This is a genomic window from Candidatus Arthromitus sp. SFB-mouse-NL, from assembly GCF_000709435.1.
Taxonomy (GTDB): Bacteria; Bacillota; Clostridia; order Clostridiales; family Clostridiaceae; genus Dwaynesavagella.
In genome coordinates, this window is record NZ_CP008713.1 from 496,541 (window position 1) to 520,758 (window position 24,218).

Below are 24,218 nucleotides of genomic sequence, written 5' to 3' on the forward strand. Positions count from 1 at the left end.
ACCTATATATGATTTATATACAAGTATATGTGCCAGATAAAAATAGATTTTTTGATTATAAGGTATCTAGGAAAATAAATATTTGTAATTTAAAAAGCTTAATTGTTGAATCAATATATAATGTGAAATGTAATGATGAATTTATAAAATGTAATTATACATTAATGGATTTTAATTGTAGAAAAAGATTGAAAGATGATGTAAATTTGTATAATTATCCTGTTTATAATGGATATAAATTTTTGTTAATATAGAACTTACAATGGCATGCTTATATATAAGCATGCCCTTTAATTTTAAAACATATATAATAAATGAATATTTTTATTTTATTTTTGGAGGTAAGATGATTAATAAAATAAAAACTCTTATTATGATAGGTTTTATTGCAGGATTAATAACTAATTTTAGTGTAATCACTAATGCTAAAAATAATATGGGAACAGAAATTTTAAATGGTTATGGTACCGGCGAATTAATTTATTTAATTAATGAAAATGGAGAATTGGTTATATTAAATAGTGATATGGAAGATATAGTTCCAGAGGATATGCCTAAACTTTTATCTATTGATATTTATGATGATGGTTTTGTTGCATTAACGAGGGAACATGAACTTATTTCTTCAAAAAATTTTACAACATCAAAAAATATAAGTAAAATTGATGGTAGATTTTTATTAACATTAGATGGTAAAGTATCTTCATTTGATATGGAAAATTCTAGAATATTTAAAGATTTTAAAAATGTTAGGGATATAAAAGCTTTAACTGATAATGCACTTATGATATATGAAGGTGAAGATAATGTAAGTATTGTTAATATTGGGAATTCTAAAGTAATGAGTATAAAAAATTTATTTGAAGTGAAAGAGGTAAATATTTTTAGTGATGATTTGATATTAATTATTAAAGAAGATGGGAGCATGATAGGATTCGGTGATGAATATAATAAAGTCTCAAAAATTGTAGAATCAATTAAGAATGCAAAAAAATTTATACATCAGGCAGATAATTTATATGTTGTAACTTATGATAATAAGGCAATACCAATAATTGAAAATGGTTTTAAAGCACCTGAAGAATATTTATTGGATGTATATGACATTACTGTTAACGAATTTTCAAATAGCGAAGGTGAATTTTATAAGTCTTATTTTGTAACTACGGAAGGTAAAGTTTTTTATTATATACAAAGTGATAATGAAATAAGTGATTTTAATAGGCAAAAAATTGAATATATGAATAGTTTTGATAATGTAGAGAAGGTATATGAATCAGGATATTTAACTATAGTACTTCATAGGGATGGATCTATAACTATACCTTTTAATATTCATCATGAATTAAATGGTATTACTGGAGTAATTAGTGTTGAGCTTAAAAATCAAAGTTATGTCGTTTATTTAGATGATGGACAAGCTATAACTTCACTAGATAATATTATTTTAAATGATAGAAGTTCATTTGTTAAACGAGATGAAATTTCAGATTTATATGATTATTTCAATGTAATTTCTTTAAATACTGTGAATAGAGAACTTAATAAGGAAGATTTTGAAAAGATGAGAGAATCTATTTTAAATGATAAGGAATCATTTAAAAATGTTATAAGGAGTTTATGTTTAGATAGGAAATTTATATTGATAGATAATAAATATGATGAAATAATGGATAAATTATATTATTCTATTTTAAATGTGAAGCCAAGTTCTGATGAATATAATCATATGTTATATGCAATAATTGAAAAATCAGAGGAGAATAATATGACTAAGGAACAAATTTTAATTCAGATTGTGAATTATATATTTGAAAATCCACTATTTGAGGACATATTTAAGAAATTTACTCAAATATAGTTGTTGTAGTTGAATATATTTCTATCCTTATGTATATTAACTAGTATGTAAGAATTTTATAGTAATTCGTGGAGGAATGTTAAGCATGAATAAAATAATTACTATAGGTCGTGAATTTGGGAGTGGCGGTAGAGAATTTGGGAAGCGACTTGCTGAATATTTGGGTATTGCATATTATGATAAAGAAATAATAATTGAGATATCCAAAAAAACGAAACTTGCAGAAGAATATATTCAGCAGGTTATTGAGGATAAACCTATTTCATCATTTCCTATTACTATAGGGAACAGTTTTTATGCAATTTTTAACCCTATGACAGAAAATTTAGAAGCAAATATTTATGCAGAGCAAAATAATATTTTAGTTGATATGGCTAAAAAATCTAGTTGTGTTATTATAGGAAGATGTGCAGATTATATACTTAAGGAATATAATCCATTTAAAATATTTATTTATTCTGATATGAAAACAAAGATTAATAGATGTATTGAAAAAGCACCTGAACATGAGAATTTAAGTGAAAAGCAGTTAAGGCATCAAATTTTAAATATAGATAAAAATAGAGCTAAGTATTATCAATTTATAACTGGAAGTAAATGGGGAGATAAATTGAATTATGATTTATGTGTAAATACTAGTTCTGTACTTATAAAAGATGCAGCAGAGTATATTGGTAAGATGATTGAAAATAGAATCTAAAAATAAAAAGCCAGTGTAAAATTACACTGGCTTTTTATATTATTTCGATATTATAGGTTTTGATAATGTTATTTACTTCAATTGTTATAGTTCCTTTAGATGGAACATTTATTGGGTGAAATATATAATCTGAATCAAAGTAACCAATATTACTTGATAATTTTAGATCTGGTAATGTGTATATATCTATTGGATTGAAATTTTTATCGTAAGATACAAAATTTAGTTTTTTTGATTCGTTTGAATTTATTTTTGGAGAATCATGAAAATAGAAATCTTCTATATCAAGAGTATAGGGCATTTTATTTATAATCATGATTGAATTTGATATTAAACGATTTTCTCTTGGGAGATTTGTATATTTCAGCGAATGTATTCCAGGTTCTCGAATCATCATTGACGTTGACCCTCCACCATCTAGGTTTATGGCTTTATATGCCCCTTTTGATTTTAGGAAGTGAGCGAGTTCTATTAAGGACATTCCTTTAAAATCATTTTTTTTGTCAACTGTTAAAGCTAAAAGTGTATTTCTATTTGTGAGGGCTAAAGCTGTTCTATGATTTTTTGAAGTAGTTGAGCCTTGTGACCATGTTCTTGAAAAATAATTTTGTGGTAATATTTGGTTATCATAGAGGATGAATTCATGACCTGTTAGAAGATGTTTTATCTTTGGAGTTGAATAGTTGCTAGATTTTCTTATTTCAAAATTTATTTCCACATCCATATCTAAGAAAGCATTATTAAATAGTGCCTTTTTTTTGTCGTATGAAATTACTATAATTTCATCATTTCTAATCTTATAGGTGTTTGGAGGATCATTTATTATTTCTTTGATTTTTCCTGATATTAAACTTTTATTGTAAAAGGAAGTGTTTTTATTGTTTGGTATTATGGATATAATAGTTGCATCCTCTTTATTGTCTGGTAGAAATATTGTCGATGATTCGTTGTCTTTGCAGTTGAATATGTTTACAGTATCTTCTAAATAGTCACTTCTGTTAATTGAATCTATGTTTATTTGCGTTTTATAGGAATTTGAATCTATTAAATTTATGTATCCTGTAAAATGATAGTTGTCTATATCAATACGATTATTTTCAAATATTGTAAAGCATGGCCTCATTACTTCTTCATCTCTTGTTAATGAGGTTGAAAAAATCTCACCATTTATTAAATTGCTACATACGGGAATACCATTTGACATATTGAAGAAATCACCGTTGATTGCACCGATTATATTATTTCCATTTTTTTGCTCATGATTAACTTGATCATTTAATGTGGATTTTCCATTAGTTATGTTTTGGGATTTATGACACATGAGTGAGTATGTTTGGTTAATTAAGTTTAAATCCATCTCAATATAGTTAATATTTTGGTGATTAAATTGTTTTCCCATAAAATTATAGATTATTTCATTTTTATGAGTTACTCCAATTGCTAAGGGAGTAGATGATATAATTTGTGAATGTTCATTAGATGATTTTGAAAAACATGGCTGATTTTCAAGTAAGGTAAAAATTATAAATACAAATAAAATTTTAATAAAACTTCTTATATCTCATCACCTCAAATTATTTACTTACATAATAGCTTAGTATTTCTTAATTATTAAAAAAAATACTTGATATTTTAAAGGGGGAATTATTTGTGAGGATTATGATCGTAGATGATGAAAGGAAATTGGTTAACATACTTAAAACTTATTTTGAAAAAGAGGGATTTAATGTGATTTGCTCATTTAATGGTGAGGATGCTGTAGATAAGTGTTATTCAAATAAAATAGATCTGGTTATTCTGGATTGGATGATTCCGAAATTAAGTGGGAATGAAGTATGTAAATATATAAAGGAAAATACATCATCTAAAGTTTTAATGTTAACTGCAAAGACTACAACAAAAGATGAGTTGGAGGCACTAAGTGTTGGAGCTGATGAGTATATCAAGAAACCTTTTGATATTAGAGTTTTAATAATGAGGGTAAATAAATTATTAAATCTACATAAAGAAATTGGTTTTAAGGATATTAGAATTAATATAAAAGACAAAAGGGTATATAAAGATGATAGAAATTTAAATTTGACTAAGCTCGAGTTTGATTTATTAAGCTATTTTATAAAAAATAAGGGAATTATATTATCAAGGGATAGAATAATCACTTCGGTTTAGGGATCTGATTACGAAGGGGATTATAGAACAGTAGATACTCATATTAGGAGGCTTAGAAACAAAATAGGAGAAGAAATCATAAAGACATATAGAGGAATGGGATATACTTTGGGGGTCGATGTAGATTAAAATTAAGAACAGAATTTTTGTAGGGAATGTATTTTTTATATTAGTTACGTTTGTTTTAATTGGTATTGCAAATTTATTTTTTATGGACAAGTTTTATATATTAGAAAAGAGGAAATTATTAGATCAAGTTTATAAGATTATATCCTCAGAAGATATAAATATCGTTTTAGATATGATTGATGATATAGAGAAGGAAACATCTACAGTTATTGTTTATATGAAGAATATAGATGATATTAATACATTAAATAATTATATTTTCAATTCCTTTTTTAAAAAGAATATAAAATTAAATAAGTTTTGGATCACAGAAGAGGCAATAAATAAACTGGATATAACAAGTGTGAATAATATATATAATCAGGAAGCTGTTAAGTATAAATTTTATACAAAAGTTTTTAAAAAAGATGATTACATATTTGTTGTTGGAACAACATTGTCAGATATAAATGAAATAATTAAGATAATTAATAAGTTTATAGTGTTTATAAGTATATTTTCTATTTTTATAAATTGGTTACTTGTCAATATAAATATAGGAATAATTACAAGACATATTAAAAATATAAAATATTTGTTGAGAGATATTGCTTCTTTAAATTTTAGAACAGAAGGAATAAAAATATGCGATGAGATAGAAGATTTATCTAGAAGTATAAATCATATGAGTAATAGTTTGAGGAAGGCTCATGAAGAAATAAATTCTCAAAATTTTAGATTAAAAGAACTATTAAGTAATGTTGCCCATGAAATAAAGACTCCATTATCTATTATAAAGGCATATGTTCAAGGAATTGAGGATGGATTTGATGATGGTACATATTTAGATATTGTATATGATGAGATTGGTAAGATTGATGGATTAATTGAAAATTTGTTGTTGTGGTTTAAAATTGAAAGGGAGGATAAGAAAGAAAGGAAAATTGATTTATTAAAAAAACTAGATGAGATTTTGGACAAATATAGATTAATATTTCAAGAAAATGATATTTCAATAAGCTTTAGATATAGTCAAAATGATGTTTTTAATATTTTGATTAATGATGATCATCTAGATATTATTTTGGAGAATTTATTAACTAATGCTATAAAATATACTTCTAACAAAAAATAGATATTGTTTTATTAAAATAAGGTAATAGTATAAAGTTTGAAATAACTAATGGTGTTAGAAATCTTGATAAGGATATAGATAAGATTTGGGTTCCATTCTATGTGGGAGATATATCTCGTGATAAAAATTTTTCTGGAACGGGATTGGGTCTTTCTATAGTAAGAGAAATATTAAATAGGTACAAATTGCCGTTTAATGTTAAACTTGAGGATAATAAATTCAAATTTTATATTTACTTCTCTTAAATTAGATGTAAAATTTCACATTCATGTAAGATTGCCTTGATATTATTAATTTCGAGGTGAGGTTAATTGAGAAAATTGTGTTTATTATTACTTATTTCTTTGAGTATGGTGTCTTGTACTAATAGAACTATAAATATGAAAAGCTCCAATAATGCAGAGGTTTTAAGTGTACAACGGAATTATTTTAAATCTGATTTTGATATTGAAGTAAATCCAGAAACTTTTACTTTAATGGTTAAGGTGAATGGAAGTAGTGAGTATATATCAAAATCATTAAGTGAAAGGAAAGTGTCAAACTTTAAGAAAGAAAGTGATAAGATATCATGGACTTATGAAGAAGAAGGAATTGATGTTTTAATCGAAAACAAGGGAGATCATATAGATGTATCGATTAAATCGACTAAAGATGATGAGAATGAGTTCACTTGGCCAAAGATTTCAGGAGATGAATATATATTGCTTATTGGACAAGGCAAAAAGATACCATCAAATGATGAAGTATGGAAGAAATATTTTACTCAAATTGAATCTATAAAAGGAATTGAAGGATTATCTATGCAGTTTTTTGGAGTTAATAAAAAAGATTATGGGTTGGTTTATATAATAAAGAATCCATATAATAATGAAATTAATTTTGATGTTGGGGATGAAATAGAATTTGATTTTAATCATGAATTTCCATCAATTAATGAGCAAAGAGAATATGGATTTAAAATTTATGTTACAGATAAAAATGTTACAGATATGGCTAAAGTTTATAGAGATTATATGATAAAGAATGGAAATTTTAAAACACTTAAAGAGAAAGAAGAGGATAATGATAATATAAAGAAACTCTATGGAGCTCCTCATGTATATTTCTGGAATAGTAGAGTAATTGCAAAAGATAATATAAAATGGCAACAGTTTAAAAATAATTTACCAGAAGACTTAAAATCATGGATTATTTATCTTTTAAAAGAGTATATAGAAGATAGTGAGTCACTATCATCATTATTTGATGAGATGAAGGAGGAGGAGTATATCAATGATTATATAAAAAATGGAATTATAAATGCGCTTAGTCATGTTTTATTGTTAAAAAACTTTTATAATCCTGATGTATTTATAGATGAAATTAGTTTTAAAAGTGATTTAGAAAAGGGAATAGAAAATCTTAATGGAATCGAACTTGTAGAATTTAATAAGAAAGTTTTAAAGTCGAAACTTAAAGATATAGTTGATCCTGTAGAAAATTGGGGAGATTCAGTTACATTAGATGTTATAGAAGATATGAAAGACTCGGGTATATCAAATCTTTTAATAAATTTTGATGATTGGAGAATCGGTTTTGCTAAGCCAGAATTTGTTAAAAATGCAAATGAATATGGATATTTAATTGGAACATATGAGTCATATCATTCAATACATAAACCAGGAGAGGAACAGTGGTTGACTGCTGCATTTGATGATGTGACACTATTTGATGATGCGACTGTTACGGATAAAAATGGGGAAAAAATAGAAGGATTTAATGGAGTTGGTAGAAAATTAAATCCAACACTTGCAATGCCTAGCGTTAGGAGCAGAGTTGATAGCATTTTAGGTACAGGTATAAATTTTAATACGTGGTTCTTAGACGCAGATGGCACTGGTGAAGTATTTGATGATTATTCTAAAGATCATATAACGACTGAGGGAGAAGATATAAATGCAAGAATTGAACGAGTTGAATATTTAAATAATGAAAAGGATATGATTGTTGGAACTGAAGGTGGGAATGATTTTATAAATAAATATGTTGTATATGCTCATGGTATAGATATGGGAGCTTTTCAATGGATAGATAAAGATTTAAAAGATAAGGATAGTGAATACTATTTTGGACAATATTATTCACCAACAGGTGGAGTAGCTAAAATATTTTCAAAGCAAGTTCCTCTTAAAGATTATTTTAGAGATATATTTTTGGATTATAAATATAGCATACCACTATATAAACTTGTTTATAATGACTATATAATTACGACATATTGGTGGGGAAATGGTAGTTTTAAATTTATAGATGATATTGAAGATAGGATGTTATATGAGATTTTATATAATATACTTCCTTTGTATCATATCGATGAAGAAGAATGGGAGAAGCATAAAAGCTTAATTGTGAATCACTACAATGTGTGGGGTGATTTTTCTAAGAAAGTTATAAATAAAGAGATGGTAGATTTTGAAAATTTAGAAAGCGATGATTCTGTTAAGATGACCCAATATGGTGATGATATAAAAGTTATAGCTAATTTTACAGATAGTGAATATGATTATGGGTAGATTAAGATATCTCCAAAATCTGTTTTAATTAAAAATGATAATGGAGAATTGGTACATTATACACCTTGAGTATAAGTTTTATGGTTGTAATTTAGTTTGATTTTTATTACAATAAAGCAATGAATATTTATTCTAAAGATATGTTCTAGAAGGAGAATAGTATGGGTAATCAATCCATTGTAAGAATAAAAAATTTTCAAGCTGATTATGATTTTAGGATTTGCAATTTAAGTGTGAGTATTTATTGTGTTGGAAGTGGAAATCTAGTTTTAGATATGATAAATAAACAAACTAAGGAATTAGTTCTTGAAAACATAGAAGTTAGGGATGGGACTCAATCGATTCAGTGTGATTTGGATAACGGAATATATAATTTTAAGATATATGAGGTTTTTTCTAGAGAAGATGTTTCTGATAGGTATTTGTTATATGAAGCAAATTTTACATATAGTAATCCTTATGATGCTAAAGATGGGGAGATAATTATTAAGAATATCAAATATAAGTGTGATGAGTATGCATTAAGATATTATTATAAAATTACAGATATAGTTAATGATGAAGAAAATAAAAATATATCTTATGCTAAGATGGTTGGATACGATAAGTTTGATATATTAAAAAGTATAAATGAGCCATATGAGATTAGGATTACTTATTTAGATGAAAAACAAAAAGAGATTTTCATAGAATTTGAAGAAGATGGGGAGTATATGTATTTTTTATTTCATAGAGATAAGAGGATGCTCCTTAAGGAAGAAGATAAAAATGATCAAATAAATTATGAGAGATATTTTGAGTTAATGGATGAGAATAGCAGTTATTTAACTACTAATTATAGATAGAGGTATCACTTTTAAAGTGATACCTCTTTTATTTGTTAATATGTATTGATTTATTTATAAATCTACAAATCTTGGGAAGAGTATGGAATTTTCTATCTGTGAATGAGTTATAACATCATCTTTAAATTCCTTTAATTCAAGATAAAATTTAGATATGCTTCCACATGCATTTTTTGGAGCCACAAAATCATTTGTAAGATCAGTTATCTTTTTTAGTGAAGGTCCTATTACATAGTGTTCTTCTACAGCTTCTTTTATAGATCTTTCCATTAATTCATATTCAGGACTATTTTTTGTGATTTTTTGTGAATTGAATTTTTTCATAGGTTCAAAAATTAACTTTTCTTCTAATATTAAATGAGATTCAAATATACCTCTTATTTTTGAAAATATTTCATGTATTTCCCAAAATAAGTCTTTGTACTCGTGGATATGGTGATCCATAATTTTTAATAATGTTTTAGTTAAATTTGGTATTGTTTTTCTAAGATTTGCATGATAATGATCTATGATAAAAGATATAATTTCATCTGAACTTTTTGATAAAAAATCTTCGAATTTTATAGTCTTTTTTAATTCACCAAATTGTAAAAAGTTACCTTGAGCAGGCTTCTTATTATCTAATTCCATTGTAAAACTCCTTTTTAAATTAGTATATTTAATATTTTACAATAGTTTAATAATTATTAAAAGAGAAATAGTAATTAGGGAATTTTTGATCATTCAGTAAACCTTGGGAATAAAACATTATTCTCAAGTTGTGTATGAGCCATTAAGTGATTTTGGAGTTTTTGAAGATTTTCGTATACTTTTATTACTGTATTACAAGCATCTTGTGGTGGAGTGTAGTTGTTTGTGATATCTGAAATTTGATTTAAATATGGTCCTACAACTGAATGTTCGGTTATCGATTCATTTATTGAGCAGATCATTGTTTTATATTCTACACTGTCTTTGTTAATTTTATTTGATTCGATAGATATCATAGTTTTGAAAATATTTTCTTCTTCAAGTATGAGATGAGATTCTAATAAAATTTGGATTTTTCCAAATAACTCATGAATTTTCCAAAATAGTTCTTTATGATTTTTTATATGAGCCCTCATAATTTTTAATATTAATTTGCTGATTTCTGGAAGATCACATCTTAATTCTTCATGGAAATGATTGATTATGAAATCTATGATATCTTTTGATGGTTTTAATAAAAAATCTGTTGATTTTAATATTTCGTCTTTACTATAATTTTGTATTTTATTGGATTTAATCTCTTTATAAAGTTCATTTAAAATTTCCGCATTTTCAATATTAAGTTCAATAAGAACGTTCTTTAATTTCTTTTGTCCTCCACAGCAAAAGTCAATTTTATATTTGTCAAAAAAGTTTTTGGAATTTGGAAATTTATTTAGTATATCTCCAACTTTTTCGTTCAATAAGTCCATTTTATGCCTCCTATATATAATTTTTATTTTAGTATTATATTAGTATTCTAATATAATTAAATATCTAAACGCAAAAAACCGATATATTTTAAAAATATATCGGTTAAAAATAGGGAAAACGGAGTGTTATATTATGATTAAGTAATTGAAAAGTTTAAAATGTACCTTTGTACATTAACTATATCGTATATATTATTTAAATATTTATAGTTTGAAATAAAAAAATATATTATGTACATAATAAAAATTTACTAAGTAATAATTTATGAGGTAAATTTATGTTGAAGTTTAAAAATGTATTGATAAAATTCATGATATTTTGTATGTGCTTAAATTTACTTTGTGCGTCAGAAGATACTTTTAATCAAGAGATTGATAAGAATAATAAGAAAATTAGAGAGTTATATGAATCTGATGTTAAGTTTAATACAGAAATGGATTTGATACAGAAGAAACTTCTAGAATTGAGTGGTGAGATTGACAAAAAACAGAAAATTGTAGAAGAGTATAGTAAACAGATAGAGTTAAGTGAACAAAAAATTTATGATGCAAATAAAACTATAGAGAGTTTAAATAATGAGATTAATGAACTTGAAGAAGTAATTCATCAGAATTTATTGGATGTTCAAAAATATGAAGAAGAGATAAAAAAGTTTAAACAAATTATTGATAATAGATTGAGAAATTTATATAAAAACATAGATACATATACAAATAATTTAATTAGAATTTTTTATACCTCAGAGAATGTAATAGATTGTATTGATAAAGTTGTGAGCATGAATAAATTTTTGGAAATAGATAGAATTACAATTGAAAAATTTGTAAATAATATTGATTTAATAAAGGTAAAGAACCAAAATATTGAATTTTCAAAAGGTTTGATTGAAGATAAGATAAAACTTGTAAATGAAACTATAGCTGAGAATGATAGGAATTTGCAAAATATGGAACAGCAGAAAAATGAAAAGCAACAGCAATTGGATGACATTAATCAATTAAATGCACAGTTGAATGCACAATATGAGAATTTATCTGAAGATAAAAAACAAATTCAACAAGAGATTATAAGAATCCAAGAAGATAATATAAAATTACAGAATGAATTAAAGAAATATATGGAAGAGCTTAATAAAAATAATAAGGATGCAAAAAAGAAAGTTAAGTATGGTAAATATTTGAAACCTGTTAATGGAAAGATAACATCAAGGTTTGGAAAGAGAGTACATCCTGTAACTGGGAAAGAAAGTAATCATACAGGGATTGATATTGCAGCACCAATGGGTGAAAATGTAAGGTCATCTTTGGGTGGTGAGGTTGTTTTTTCAGGATGGCATGGTAATGTTTATGGGAATGTAGTTATAGTAAATCATGGAAATAATATACAAACTTTCTATGGTCATTTAAGTAAAGTTTTGGTTAAACAAGGAGAGGAAGTTAAACAAGGGGATGTAATTGCAAAAGTTGGAACTACAGGGCTAAGCACAGGACCACATTTACATTTTGAAATTTATGTAAATGGTGAAAGAGTTGATCCAGAAAAAAGAATTTTCAAATAGAAAATTGAAAATTATTGAATACAAAAGTTAAATAATTGAAATAACTAAAACGGTATGAATTACCATTCAACTGTTTATAAAAAAATTATTTAATTTAAATAAAAATTATCATAAAAAATGTTTTAAATTATAAATTAATGAGCATTATTAATTAGTAGATTAAAATTTGTATATTTAAGATAAAAAGCAACATATAATGTACGGTGATATGAAGGGAGTGATATATTTGGTATTAGTCAGAGTAGTTTATGAGGGAAAAGAAAAAATATTGAATGATATAAAAGATGCTCTAAGAAGTATGGAACAATATGAAACTTCACTAAGAGTTTCAATTAAAAAATTTCAGAATATAAGTTTTATAGACATTGAATGTGATCCCTTAAAATATGCAGATAGATTGAAGGATGGGGTTATAAATACTGTAGCTAAGGGAATTTATAGCTTTGTAATAGATATATTTATTAATAAAGAGATGGACTATTTTTTTGATAATTCTTATTTTTTTATTAAATATGATGAAATTTCTGATGTTAAAGAAAAAATAATAGATATACTTGAAAATGATGATTTTGGTGAAGAAATTGATTCATTTTGTTTTGGTAAGAAACAGGATATATTAAATAAAATCATCAAATGTATAGATGAAAATAACGAAATAAATATAAATGGATTTATTAGATTTAGATTAAGAGAATTATTAAATGATTTTGAAATGATCGTTGATAGAGTTGTAGAACGATATATGGTTGAGAAGGAGTATAATGAATTTATAAAGCTTCTTAAGTATTTTGTAGATGTACAGGAAAATAAAATTGATGAGGTTAATATTATAATAGATAAATTAGGCAACTATACGATATTAGATGGGCAACACAATGATATATATGATTTGTTTTTGGATGATTTAAATGATTTTAATATGTCTTCTATGATGGTTAATAAAGATGATTTATTAATAAGTGGACTTATAACTAATTCTCCAAATAAGATAGTTATTCACGGGGTAAAGAATAGCATAAATGTAGAAATAATTGAAACAATAAAACAGGTTTTTGAAAACAAGGTTGAGTTTTGTTGTGGATGTTTGGATTGTGTAGAAATTGCCAATAAATTAATAAAATAAATTATTTACAAATAGTTTGAAATGATTTATAATGGTTTCAGATTTAAGAAGAGACTGCCGTTTCTCACCTTGGGGCTAAAGCTACCTAGGTAACCTGAAGTTTTTTATTTATCGTTGAATTTTTTTGTTCGATGGTGTAGGTTTGTTTATTTAGAGGACGGTATACAATTATACCGTCCTCTTTTGTTTTTTAAGGTAGATTGATTTTTAAATTCGTAAATTATTTGGAGGTGGCTAATATAGCAAAGGATGTTCAAATTAATGGTGAAATTAAATTTAAAGAGTTGAGAGTTATAGATAGTGATGGTTCTCAGCTTGGTATTATGCAAGCGAGAGATGCTTTGAGAATTGCAGAGGATAGAGAATTAGATTTAGTAGTTATTTCACCAACTGCGAATCCACCAGTATCTAGGATAATGGATTATGGTAAGCATGTTTATGAGTTGTCTAAGAGACAAAAAGAAGCAAGAAAGAATCAAAAAACTATAAATATTAAAGAGATAAGAGTTAGTCCGTCGATAGAGGAACATGATATTAACATAAAGGCTAATAATGCTAAAAAGTTTCTTAAGAGTGGAGATAAGGTAAAGATTACTGTAAGATTTAGAGGAAGAGAAGCGGACTATAGTTACATAGGAGAGAAAATATTAGACAATTTTGTTGAAATATTAAAAGAATATGGAGCTCCAGATAAGAAAGCTAAACTAGAGGGTAGAAACATGAGCTTAATTATGTCTCCAAAGAAATAATAAATATTAACGATTTATGGGAGGTATTTTGAGATGCCAAAAATGAAAACTAAGAAAGCTATTTCAAAAAGATTTAGAGTTACGGGAACTGGAAATTTGAAAAGAGCACGCGCCTTTAAACAACATATTCTTACTAAGAAGTCTGCAAAGAGGAAGAGAAATTTAAGAAAAGTTGGTTATGTTTCAGTTACACAATTAAAGACTATGAAAAAATTATTACCATATGTTTAGAAGTTGGAGGTAGGAATAAATGGCTAGAGTTAAGAGAGCTGTTAATGCACGTAAGAATCATAAAAAAGTGTTGAAATTAGCTAAGGGTTATTATGGAGCAAAATCAAAGTTATTCAAAACTGCTAATGAAACGGTTATTCGTGCTTTGTGGAATTCTTATGTAGGAAGAAGATTAAGAAAGCGTGACTTTAGGAAACTTTGGATAATAAGAATAAATGCTGGTGTTAGGGAGCATGGATTAAGTTATTCAAGATTTATATTTGGTTTAAAGAATGCTAATATTAATATAAATAGAAAAATGTTATCAGAGATGGCTATAAATGACAAAACTGCTTTTGCTGAACTTGTGAGGATTGCTAAGGAAAATTTGAATAAATAAATGCGACTTTTTTTGTCGCATTTATTTTTATATTAAAGATGTGAGGATTAAATTGAAAAATTTTAAAAAATTGTATCCTGTACAAATATTAGCATTGTTTTTTATAGTGGTAATAATAATTGGCAGTTTTTTATTAACTATGCCTATTTCTAGTAGTTCAGGTGTAATGACTAATTATCTAGATGCTTTGTTTACAGCTACTTCTGCTACTTCTGTTACTGGTCTCGTAACTTTAGATACTGGTACATATTGGAGTCCATTTGGAACAACAGTAATTTTAATGTTAATACAAATTGGTGGACTTGGCATAATGTCATTTACTACATTTGGAGTCCTTAAATATGGAAATAAAATTTCTTTGTATACTAGTCTTTTGATGAAAGAGGCTTTGAATGTAGATGAGTTCCAGGGAATGTCTCGTATGATTCGATATGTAATTATATTTGTTGTGGCTGTTGAATTACTTGGGATGATTTTTTTAAGTTTTGTATTTGTACCTAAGTATGGTTTATTTCATGGACTTTATGTGAGTTTGTTTACATCTATATCTGCATTTTGTAATGCAGGATTTGATATATTTGGAAATTTTTCTAGTCTTACATCTTACTATAGTAGTGCTTATGTTCTTATTATATGCATGGCTCTTATAATATTAGGAGGTATAGGATTTAGTGTAATAACTGAGTTTATAATTTACAGGTATACAAAAAAAATATCAGTCACGACTAAGGTTGTATTAGTTACTACGTTTTTTTTGGTATTAATAGGAGCGGCTTTATATTTTATATTTGAGTATGATAATCCATTGACTTTCCAAAACATGAGTTTAGGTAATAAAGTGTTAAATAGTATTTTTTCATCAGTATCCCCAAGAACTGCAGGATTTAATTCTATAGATCTAAGTGGTATTAGGTCTGGAACAGTATTTTTAACGTGTATTCTTATGCTTATAGGTGGATCACCTGGGTCGACAGCAGGAGGAATAAAAACTACAACATTTGGTGTTATAATATTATCAATATACCATTACATAAGAAATAAAAATAGAACTATTGTATTAGGAAAGGAAATACCTGCAAAAACAATAAATAAGGCTTTTATTGTATCATTTGTGGCTTTGTTTTTTATAAGTACATTTGTTATATTAATCTCTATGACTAACAAGGATGCATCATTTAGATCTATAGTATTTGAAGTTTTTTCAGCTTTTAATACTGTTGGTTTGAGTTTGGGTCTTACTTCTGAACTTAATGGTTTAGGTAAAATATTGATTATTTTGGCTATGTATTTAGGAAGAGTTGGAACTTTGACTTTAATTTTTGCATTTACGAATAAACATGATAACTCTAAAAAAAGTAGTAGTATAAAGCATCCAGAAGTTAAGATTACAGTTGGATAAAAATTTTTAAGGAGATGTTTCTGTGAGGAAAAAACAATTTGTTGTAATAGGGATAGGACGATTTGGTTTTAGCGTTGCTACGAGTCTTTATAGAGCAGGTTATGATGTGTTAGCGATAGATAAAGATTTAGAAAAGATTGAAGAAATTTCTACTGAGGTTACTCATGCTTTAGCACTTGATGCAACAGATGAGAAAGCATTATTTAGTGTTAATATTTCAGATTATGATACGGCCATAATTGCAATAGGAGGAAGTATACAAGAGAGTTTACTTGTTACCCTACTTGTGAAAGATGCAGGTATTTCTGATATTATTTGTAAAGGACAAGGAGAACTTCATGGAAAGTTATTAAGAAAAATAGGGGCTCGTAGAGTTGTTCTTCCTGAACAAGAAATGGGATATAGGCTTGCAAATAATTTAAAATTTCAAAGTTTATTTGATTATATTGAAATATCTAGAGGATTTTCAATTGCAGAGTTTACTGCACCGAAAGAGTGGATTAATAAAACTATAGGTGAGATTGATATTAGAGCAAAACATGAAGTTATATTGATAGGTATTAAGAAGAGTCCAGATTGTGAAATGAACGTTGATATAAATGCTAATACAATAATTAAGGAAAATGATTTACTTATACTTTTAGGTAGAGATGATAGGTTATGCAGGATACAAAATAAATTTACTTTTGTTCAAAAAGAGGATTAAAAGAATTGAATCATATAAGTAGTCTAGATAATAAAATTTTTAAAGAAATTATGGGATTGAAAAATAAAAAAAATAGATGTAAAAGTAGGCTATATCTTATCGAAGGAATAAGGTTTGTAGAAGAAGCTATAAAGAATAATTGTGAAATAAAATATATAGTAGTTTCTGAATCAAAGAAAGATTATATAATTGACAAATTTGAATTCCAAGATAAGCTATTTAATGTTATGGTATTTTCAGATGAATTATTTGGGAAAATTAAGCAAACAGAAAATACTCAGGGTATAATTGCCTGTTTAAGGATTAAGGATACTATTATAAAATTTAATTTTAATGAAGGAATATACTTTTTAATTGATAAAATTCAAGATCCAGGGAACTTAGGGACTATAATAAGAACTGCAGTTGCTGTTAATGCATTAGGTGTTATATTGATGAAAGGTAGTGTTGATTTATATAATGATAAGGTTTTAAGAGCAACAATGGGTTCTATTTTTAAGATAAATATTAATTTTATAGAAAGCTATTTAGAATTAAATGAGTTTATAAAAAATGATTTTAAACTTGTTATAGCAGATGCTCATGGTGATAATAATTATTATCATGAAGATTTAAAAGGTAAGATTATTTTAGCTGTTGGGAATGAAGGAAATGGAATTTCTGATGAAATTAAAAATTTTCATCATGTTAAAGTTCGTATTCCTATGTGTAATGATCTTGAATCTTTAAACGTTGCTCAGGCACTTAGTATTATTGCTTTTGAACGTGTGAGACAATTGGATGTGTGATTTTTGCAAATATGTTCCTTGATTTTAACCTGAATCAAGGAGTTTTTTTGTTTTTTAGGTATATAGGGAGGATGATGATTTTGAAAGAAAAGTTAGATCAGTTATTTAATTCTGCAATTGAGCAACTTAAGAAAGTTGATTCAATTAGTAAATTTGAAGAGTTAAGAGTTAGGTATTTAGGGAAAAAAAGTGAACTATCAAATATATTGAAGAATATGAAAAATTTGTCTAATGAAGAGAAAATTTCTACTGGGAAAATTATAAATGAGATAAAGAAGAACATAGAGTTAAAATTTTCGGAGACTTTTGAGTCTATCAAGAACTTTGAGATAGAGAGAAAATTAAAAGAAGAGATAATTGATATTACTTTACCAGGCAAGAAAATAGCTATTGGTCATAAAAATCCAATTCAAATTGTGCTGGATGAAATAAAAGAAATATTTCTTAATATGGGATTTGTAATTGAAGAAGGTCCAGATATTGATACGGAATATTATAATTTTGAAGCTTTAAATATTTTAAAGGATCATCCAGCAAGGAGTGAGCAGGACACTTTTTATATAGATGACGATTATGTTTTGAGAACGCATACTTCTACTATTCAAATTAGAACGATGGAAAATAAAAAGCCACCTATAAAAATTATTGCACCAGGTCGTGTTTATAGATCAGATGAATTAGATGCAACACATTCTCCAATATTTTGTCAGATGGAAGGACTTGTTGTAGATAAAGATATCAGAATGTCTCATCTTAAATCTACTCTAAATAAATTTATAAAGTCTATGTTTGGTTCAGAGATTAAGACTAAGTTTAGGGCTCATCATTTTCCATTTACGGAACCTTCTGCTGAGATGGATGTTAGTTGTTTTGCTTGTAAAGGAAGTGGATGTTCTGTTTGTAAAAATAGTGGTTATATTGAGATATTAGGTTGTGGGATGGTTCATCCTGATGTTCTTAGGAGATGTGATGTAGACCCTGAAGAGTATAGTGGATTTGCTTTTGGGTTTGGTATAGATAGAATGGTCATGCTTAAGTATGGGATTGAAGATATAAGGCTTTTATATGAAAGTGATTTAAAATTTTTATCTCAATTTTAATTTATAGGGGGATATTTAATGAAAGTTTCATTTGAATGGATTAAGGAATATTTTGATGAGGAATTAAAGTTGAATGATGTATGTGATAAGTTAACTATTAGTGGAACAAAGGTTGAAAATGTAGAATCTAATAAGATTGAAGTTAAGAATATTGTTACTGGTCTTATTGAGGAAATCAAACCTCATCCAGATGCTGAAAAACTCGTTGTATGCAGTGTTAATATTGGAGAAAGTTATGTTCAAATAGTTACTGGTGCAAAGAATATGAAGGAAGGAGATATTGTACCTGTTGCATTGCATGGGGCGATTTTAGCAGATGGTACTAAGATTAAGAAAGGAAAGCTCCGCGGTGTTGAATCTCAGGGAATGATGTGTTCTGAAGAAGAATTAGGACTTTGCGACCATGCTGATGGACTTATGATTTTGAAAGATGTTCCAATTGGAGAAAATATAGTTAATGTTTTAGATTCAGGACAGGAGATTGTTGAATTTGAAATAACATCAAATCGTCCAGATTGCTTAGGAATTTTAGGAATAGCAAGAGAGATTAAAGCGATATATGGTTTTGATTTAAAAAATCCAAAATTTGATTTTAAATATAGTGGATGTAAGGATATTAATGATCTTTTAAGTGTTGATGTTCAAAATAAAGATTGTAGACGCTATTCTGCTAGAGTCATTGAAAATTTGAAAATTTGTGATTCGCCTAAATTTATACAAGATAGATTAATAGCGTCCGGAATTAGACCGATAAATAATATTGTGGATTTAACAAATTATGTAATGCTTGAGATAGGTCAACCAATGCATGCTTTTGATTATAATGTTGTTAGTAATTCAAAAATTATAGTTGGGAATACTATAAATGGTGATAAGTTTATTACTCTTGATGGTATAGAAAGAGAACTTGATGATTCTATAATCTGCATAAAAGATTCTGAAAAGGTATTAGCTTTAGGTGGGATTATTGGAGGAGAAAATTCGAAAGTTAATGATGATACTAAAAGAATTATACTTGAGAGTGCAAATTTTAAATTTGATGTTATACGTAGGTCGTCAAGAAAATTAAATTTAAGATCTGAAAGTTCTTTAAGATTTGAAAAAAATATAGATGATAATTTGACTCTTATTGCTTTGAATAGGTTTTGTAGTTTAGTTGAAGAATTATCTTATGGAGATGTAGTAAACGGAACAATAGATATAATAAATGAGAGTTATGAGAGAGTTAACATAGAGGTGACTCCTCAATATATAAATAAATTTTTGGGGACTGATATATCTAAAGATAGTATTATAAAAATATTTAAAAATTTAGATATGGAAGTAAAAGAGGATAATGAACTTTTAATAGTAACACCTCCTACATTTAGACGTGATATATTTATTAAAGAGGATTTGGCTGAGGAGATTGCGAGAATTTATGGGTATGATCAAATTAAAGAGGAAGATTTAAAGAGTGTATCACAGGAGATTGGTAAAACTAAAAAGCAAAAATTTATTGATAATATTTTAAATACGATGATATCTTTAGGATTTAGTCAATCAATGAGTTATTCATTTTATAGTCCAAGATCTTTTGACAAGATGAATTTGGAGAAAGATAATGAACTAAGAGATGCAATTACTATAAGAAATCCATTAGGGGAAGATTATAGTGTAATGAGAACAACTATGGTTCCATCTATGATTGAAGCTTTATATAGAAATATTTCTTATTCAAATAGTGAAGCTTGTATATTTGACATAGGTAAGACATATGGCAGAGGTAAGGATGGGAAAATTTTAGAAAATAATGTTTTAGCTATGGGAATGTATGGTAAAAATTTTGATTACTTTACCATAAAGGGAGTTATTGAATCCTTATTTGAACATATTGGTATAACTTTTATGCTTGAGAGAGAAGGAGAAGTTTTTTATCATCCGGGTAAATCAGCAAGAATAGTCTTAGGGAAAAATGTATTAGGTAAATTTGGATCAATTCATCCTTATGTGCTCAGAAATTATGATGCTAAGGTAGAATTATTTATTTGTGAAGTTTATTTAGATAAGATCTTTAACTTTTATAAATCTGATAAAAAATATAAGCAAATTCCTAAATATCCGAGTGTAACTTTTGATTTAAATGTGGTTGTGGATGAGGATGTATTAGTTCAAGATATAGAAAAGATTATTAAATCAAAGTCTGGCAATATTTTAGAAAGTTTGAATATTTTTGATATTTATAGAGGATCACAAGTTCCTGAGGGTAAAAAAAGTGTATCTTATAGTATAATATTTAGAGATAGAAGCAAAACTTTAAATGATAAAGAAATAAATAAGTTAATTGAGATTATCTTAAATGCTCTTAAATTAAGTTTAGGGGCAGAACTTAGAAAGTAACAAATAAGGAGGCAATTAAATATGAAGTTGATATTATTTGATGCGAAGAAATATGATAAGGATTATTTTGATAAGTATTCTAAAGAGGCTAATGTAGATATTGTTTATGAAGAGCAGAAACTTACACCTGAAACGTCTCATTTAGCGGATGGATATGATGCAGTTTGTGTATTTGTTAATGATATTGTTAATAGAGAAGTTATTGATAAGTTATGTGAATTTGGAATTAAGTTAATTGTTTTAAGATGTGCAGGATATAATGGAGTTGATATTAAATATGCAAAGAACAAGATAACCGTGGTTAGAGTTCCAGCATATTCACCAAATTCAATTGCAGAAATATCAATTGGGATGATATTAACATTAACAAGAAAAATTAACAAGGCTATTGAAAAAACAAGAAATTATAACTTTTCACTTGAAGGATTAGTAGGATTTGATTTGTTTAATAGAACTGTTGGTATAATTGGAACAGGTAAAATAGCACAAGAATTTATGAAAATTTTATCTGGTATAGGTATGAAAATATTAGCTTATGATGTGTATCCAAATTATGAAATTGAAAAAGAACTAGGATTTAAATATGTTGATTTAGATACTATTTATAGAGAAAGTGATGTTATTTCCTTACATTGTCCATTAACAAGTGATAATGCACATATGATAAATAAGGATTCAATATCTAATATGAAAAATGGAGTTATAATTTTAAATACAGCTAGAGGAATGTTAATTGATACAAAAGCCTTAATCGATGCAATAAAATCTGGAAAAATTTATGGTGCAGCTTTGGATGTATATGAAAATGAAAAAAATTATTTCTTTAATGATTGTTCAAAGACGGGTGTTGATGATGAAATTCTAAAAGAACTTTTATCACTTGATAATGTTATAGTTTTCTCGCATCAAGCTTATTTAACAGAAGAAGCACTAACAAGTATTGCATTAATTTCATTAAATAATATCAAAAAGTTTTTAAATAATGAATTTTTAAATAATGAAGTATTTTATGATGAGACACAAGATAAGATAGTTGATTTTAGGAAATAGATTAGTAAGTTTATTGCAGTAATAATCACTATTACTGCAAATTTTTTTAAGAATTTATATATAGAGTCATATGAGGAGCAGATGAGGATGAAGAGATATAAAAATTTAGCACTATTTTTAGTTATAGTTTTATTGATGGTAATACAAAATAATTTGTTTTTAAATATGAGTGTACATGCTATAACAAATAGATATTTTGAGGATACTTTTGAAATAAGTGTAGCAGGACTTCCAAGCAAGTATGACAATATAAAGTGTAGTTTAGAAGATGTAAGGGTTGAAATAAAGGGGGACAAGATAGTAATATTGGATCTCGTACCTGATCAAGTTTATCATGACGTTAAAATTACATTTACAGATGATATTGGAAGGAAATATGAATTTAATTTTGACAATGTTATAACTTCACTTCCAAATAAAGCAAACAATAAATTTGTTTATGATGCTTATTCAAATGGTTTAGGTAGAAAACCAGAGCATACAGGATTTAAATATTGGTTTGGAAGATTAAGTAGTGCTACTATTACAGCTGTGGATTTTATAAATGAGATGGTGAATTCGGAAGAATTTAATTTAATTTATAAAACACCAAGGGAAAAAATAGGAGCATTATATAAAACTGTAGTTGGAAGAGAAGCAGAAAAGGAAGGACTTGACTTTTGGTTAAATCAATTTAATTTGTTAGTAGAAGAAGACGGTATGGAAAGCAGTGAGGCGGTATCAGATTTAGTAAATAGAATGGTAAGTGAGAATGAATTTAAGAGTATAGTAAAAGAAGCGGGATTTATATACAATTAAAGGGAGATTTATATCTCCCTTTTTATATATTAAAATAGTTTTAGACTTAGTTCATCACCATGATTATTGAAAAGATCAACAAATTTAATTTTTATAGTTATGTAGTCATCGACTTCTAAAATAGATTCTTCTGTAAGTTCTGAATATTCACCATCATTTATTTTATACAATATTTTTTTAACTGAGTTGTGATTAGATAAATCTAGAGTTACTCTAAAAATTGAGTCGCTAGTCGAAACAGATGGAATGGTTGGTTTATTCAATATATCAGAGATTATTTCAATTAAGAAGTTGGCACATTTAGTTATATCAGTTACATTTGTTTCAGAAACAATTCTTATGAAATCAATATTATTGTTTAAAATGTTATTGAATTGGGTTTTATCTATGATTTCTGAAGAATTAATAAAGTTAAATGAATTAAATTTAATAGAATCGTTAACAAATGTAGATATTTTAGATTCAGTATTTAAATTTAGTACATTAACTTTATTAAGAGTATTCTCAAACTGTAAATCTATTATAGATAATATATCAAGATATAATACGTCATTTAGTGAACTATCAATAGAATTACTAAAACTTGATGAGTTATTAACAAATAGTATAGAAAGATGATATTTTTTGGTGAAATTTTCAAATAATCTGAGTATTTCAAATATTATTGAAATATTTTTTGGGCTGAACTCATTATTGGAATTAAAATATGTTGTGGTAATTAAAAGAGTTTTAGTATTAATATCGCCTAATTCAGATCTTTTAGTAAATAGAAGATTATTATTTTTTGATTGTTGTAGGAAATTATATTCAATTTCTTCATCAAATCCGATATTATCAAGAGTATTTATAATTTTTGCACTAATATTTTTTATGAATTCATCATTTGATGATGAGTCTTGGTATATTTTTTGCAGTTCATTAGATTGGGAATTTATATTTGATATTTCAAAAGTTACCTCATTAACGGTAAGATTTTTATTTGATCTATTAATTTCAACATTAACGTTAAATTTTTTAATAGTATTATTAGTTCCATAATATTTGTTTGATATAGTAGGTTGTGAACAAGATGTAATTGAAAAAATTATGAGAAATATAAAGAGATATTTTTGTAATTTCATTAGTAAAATCCTCACTAAGTTAAG

At 26.5% G+C, this 24,218-nt stretch carries 24 protein-coding genes and 1 pseudogene; 21 read left to right on the forward strand and 4 right to left on the reverse strand.

The genetic code is table 11. The features are described 5' to 3' along the window. Positions 1–8 precede the first annotated feature (8 nt). The 3 genes from SFBMNL_RS02425 (at position 9) to SFBMNL_RS02435 (ending at position 2,561) form a co-directional block, all read left to right on the forward strand. Positions 9–254, forward strand: a complete 246-nt coding sequence (locus SFBMNL_RS02425) for a hypothetical protein (protein ID WP_042294377.1) — start codon at positions 9–11, stop codon at positions 252–254. A 92-nt stretch (positions 255–346) separates the two neighbouring features. Next, positions 347–1,861: a hypothetical protein gene (locus tag SFBMNL_RS02430; RefSeq protein ID WP_007442410.1), complete on the forward strand. Its 1,515-nt coding sequence runs from the start codon at positions 347–349 to the stop codon at positions 1,859–1,861. Between the two features lie 85 nt (positions 1,862–1,946). Next, positions 1,947–2,561, forward strand: a complete 615-nt coding sequence (locus tag SFBMNL_RS02435; protein WP_005806800.1) for an AAA family ATPase — start codon at positions 1,947–1,949, stop codon at positions 2,559–2,561. A 34-nt stretch (positions 2,562–2,595) separates the two neighbouring features. On the opposite strand, the gene SFBMNL_RS02440 is transcribed toward SFBMNL_RS02435, so the two are convergent. After that, a complete protein-coding gene (locus tag SFBMNL_RS02440; protein WP_242821481.1) occupies positions 2,596–3,882 on the reverse strand; it encodes a phosphodiester glycosidase family protein in 1,287 nt (428 codons plus the stop codon). A 338-nt stretch (positions 3,883–4,220) separates the two neighbouring features. On the opposite strand from SFBMNL_RS02440, the gene SFBMNL_RS02445 reads away from it, so the two are divergent. The 6 genes and pseudogenes from SFBMNL_RS02445 (at position 4,221) to SFBMNL_RS02460 (ending at position 9,370) form a co-directional block, all read left to right on the forward strand. Then, a complete protein-coding gene (locus SFBMNL_RS02445; protein ID WP_242838794.1) occupies positions 4,221–4,730 on the forward strand; it encodes a response regulator transcription factor in 510 nt (169 codons plus the stop codon). 12 nt (positions 4,731–4,742) lie between these two features. Next, positions 4,743–4,859, forward strand: a pseudogene (locus SFBMNL_RS08420) (winged helix-turn-helix domain-containing protein); the annotation flags it as partial. A gap of 82 nt (positions 4,860–4,941) precedes the next feature. Beyond that, positions 4,942–5,973: a HAMP domain-containing sensor histidine kinase gene (locus SFBMNL_RS02450; RefSeq protein WP_242838778.1), complete on the forward strand. Its 1,032-nt coding sequence runs from the start codon at positions 4,942–4,944 to the stop codon at positions 5,971–5,973. 101 nt (positions 5,974–6,074) lie between these two features. Beyond that, complete coding sequence (locus SFBMNL_RS08425; protein ID WP_242838779.1) at positions 6,075–6,218, forward strand: GHKL domain-containing protein; 144 nt, start codon at positions 6,075–6,077, stop codon at positions 6,216–6,218. A 66-nt stretch (positions 6,219–6,284) separates the two neighbouring features. Next, on the forward strand, positions 6,285–8,525 hold the full coding sequence (locus tag SFBMNL_RS02455; protein WP_081832570.1) for a glycoside hydrolase: 2,241 nt from the start codon (positions 6,285–6,287) through the stop codon (positions 8,523–8,525). Positions 8,526–8,686: 161 nt separating this feature from the next. Beyond that, positions 8,687–9,370: a hypothetical protein gene (locus SFBMNL_RS02460; RefSeq protein WP_005806794.1), complete on the forward strand. Its 684-nt coding sequence runs from the start codon at positions 8,687–8,689 to the stop codon at positions 9,368–9,370. A 54-nt stretch (positions 9,371–9,424) separates the two neighbouring features. On the opposite strand, the gene SFBMNL_RS02465 is transcribed toward SFBMNL_RS02460, so the two are convergent. Together SFBMNL_RS02465 and SFBMNL_RS02470 are read right to left on the reverse strand one after the other, a co-directional pair. Next, positions 9,425–10,000: a hemerythrin domain-containing protein gene (locus tag SFBMNL_RS02465; RefSeq protein ID WP_005806792.1), complete on the reverse strand. Its 576-nt coding sequence runs from the start codon at positions 9,998–10,000 to the stop codon at positions 9,425–9,427. A gap of 89 nt (positions 10,001–10,089) precedes the next feature. Then, positions 10,090–10,812, reverse strand: a complete 723-nt coding sequence (locus tag SFBMNL_RS02470; protein ID WP_042294380.1) for a DUF542 domain-containing protein — start codon at positions 10,810–10,812, stop codon at positions 10,090–10,092. A gap of 278 nt (positions 10,813–11,090) precedes the next feature. Here SFBMNL_RS02470 and SFBMNL_RS02475 point away from each other — a divergent pair, with 278 nt between their 5' ends. From SFBMNL_RS02475 to SFBMNL_RS02530, 12 genes are all read left to right on the forward strand, one after another. Further along, entirely contained in the window at positions 11,091–12,371 is a 1,281-nt protein-coding gene (locus SFBMNL_RS02475; RefSeq protein ID WP_042294382.1) for a M23 family metallopeptidase, read from the forward strand. Between the two features lie 217 nt (positions 12,372–12,588). Then, positions 12,589–13,494, forward strand: coding sequence for a putative sporulation protein YtxC (ytxC, locus tag SFBMNL_RS02480; RefSeq protein ID WP_242838796.1), 906 nt, complete (start codon positions 12,589–12,591; stop codon positions 13,492–13,494). A 230-nt stretch (positions 13,495–13,724) separates the two neighbouring features. Next, a complete protein-coding gene (infC, locus tag SFBMNL_RS02485; RefSeq protein WP_007440535.1) occupies positions 13,725–14,243 on the forward strand; it encodes a translation initiation factor IF-3 in 519 nt (172 codons plus the stop codon). 33 nt (positions 14,244–14,276) lie between these two features. Then, positions 14,277–14,474 carry a 50S ribosomal protein L35 gene (rpmI, locus tag SFBMNL_RS02490; protein WP_005806787.1) on the forward strand — a complete coding sequence of 66 codons (198 nt, stop codon included), beginning with the start codon at positions 14,277–14,279 and terminating at the stop codon, positions 14,472–14,474. A gap of 19 nt (positions 14,475–14,493) precedes the next feature. Further along, positions 14,494–14,853, forward strand: coding sequence for a 50S ribosomal protein L20 (gene rplT, locus SFBMNL_RS02495; protein ID WP_005806785.1), 360 nt, complete (start codon positions 14,494–14,496; stop codon positions 14,851–14,853). A 52-nt stretch (positions 14,854–14,905) separates the two neighbouring features. Next, complete coding sequence (locus tag SFBMNL_RS02500; RefSeq protein ID WP_242838780.1) at positions 14,906–16,252, forward strand: TrkH family potassium uptake protein; 1,347 nt, start codon at positions 14,906–14,908, stop codon at positions 16,250–16,252. A gap of 22 nt (positions 16,253–16,274) precedes the next feature. Next, positions 16,275–16,958, forward strand: a complete 684-nt coding sequence (locus SFBMNL_RS02505; protein ID WP_042294388.1) for a potassium channel family protein — start codon at positions 16,275–16,277, stop codon at positions 16,956–16,958. 5 nt (positions 16,959–16,963) lie between these two features. Then, positions 16,964–17,746: a TrmH family RNA methyltransferase gene (locus tag SFBMNL_RS02510; protein ID WP_052341887.1), complete on the forward strand. Its 783-nt coding sequence runs from the start codon at positions 16,964–16,966 to the stop codon at positions 17,744–17,746. Between the two features lie 80 nt (positions 17,747–17,826). Next, positions 17,827–18,846: a phenylalanine--tRNA ligase subunit alpha gene (pheS, locus tag SFBMNL_RS02515; RefSeq protein ID WP_042295245.1), complete on the forward strand. Its 1,020-nt coding sequence runs from the start codon at positions 17,827–17,829 to the stop codon at positions 18,844–18,846. Positions 18,847–18,864: 18 nt separating this feature from the next. After that, on the forward strand, positions 18,865–21,225 hold the full coding sequence (gene pheT, locus SFBMNL_RS02520) for a phenylalanine--tRNA ligase subunit beta (protein WP_042294390.1): 2,361 nt from the start codon (positions 18,865–18,867) through the stop codon (positions 21,223–21,225). 21 nt (positions 21,226–21,246) lie between these two features. Next, complete coding sequence (locus SFBMNL_RS02525) at positions 21,247–22,275, forward strand: 2-hydroxyacid dehydrogenase (protein ID WP_042294392.1); 1,029 nt, start codon at positions 21,247–21,249, stop codon at positions 22,273–22,275. Positions 22,276–22,362: 87 nt separating this feature from the next. Further along, positions 22,363–23,073 (forward strand): DUF4214 domain-containing protein, encoded by a 711-nt coding sequence (locus tag SFBMNL_RS02530; RefSeq protein ID WP_005806776.1) that lies wholly within the window; start codon positions 22,363–22,365, stop codon positions 23,071–23,073. A gap of 29 nt (positions 23,074–23,102) precedes the next feature. On the opposite strand, the gene SFBMNL_RS02535 is transcribed toward SFBMNL_RS02530, so the two are convergent. Beyond that, positions 23,103–24,194 carry a hypothetical protein gene (locus SFBMNL_RS02535; RefSeq protein WP_042294394.1) on the reverse strand — a complete coding sequence of 364 codons (1,092 nt, stop codon included), beginning with the start codon at positions 24,192–24,194 and terminating at the stop codon, positions 23,103–23,105. Between the last annotated feature and the right edge of the window lie 24 nt (positions 24,195–24,218).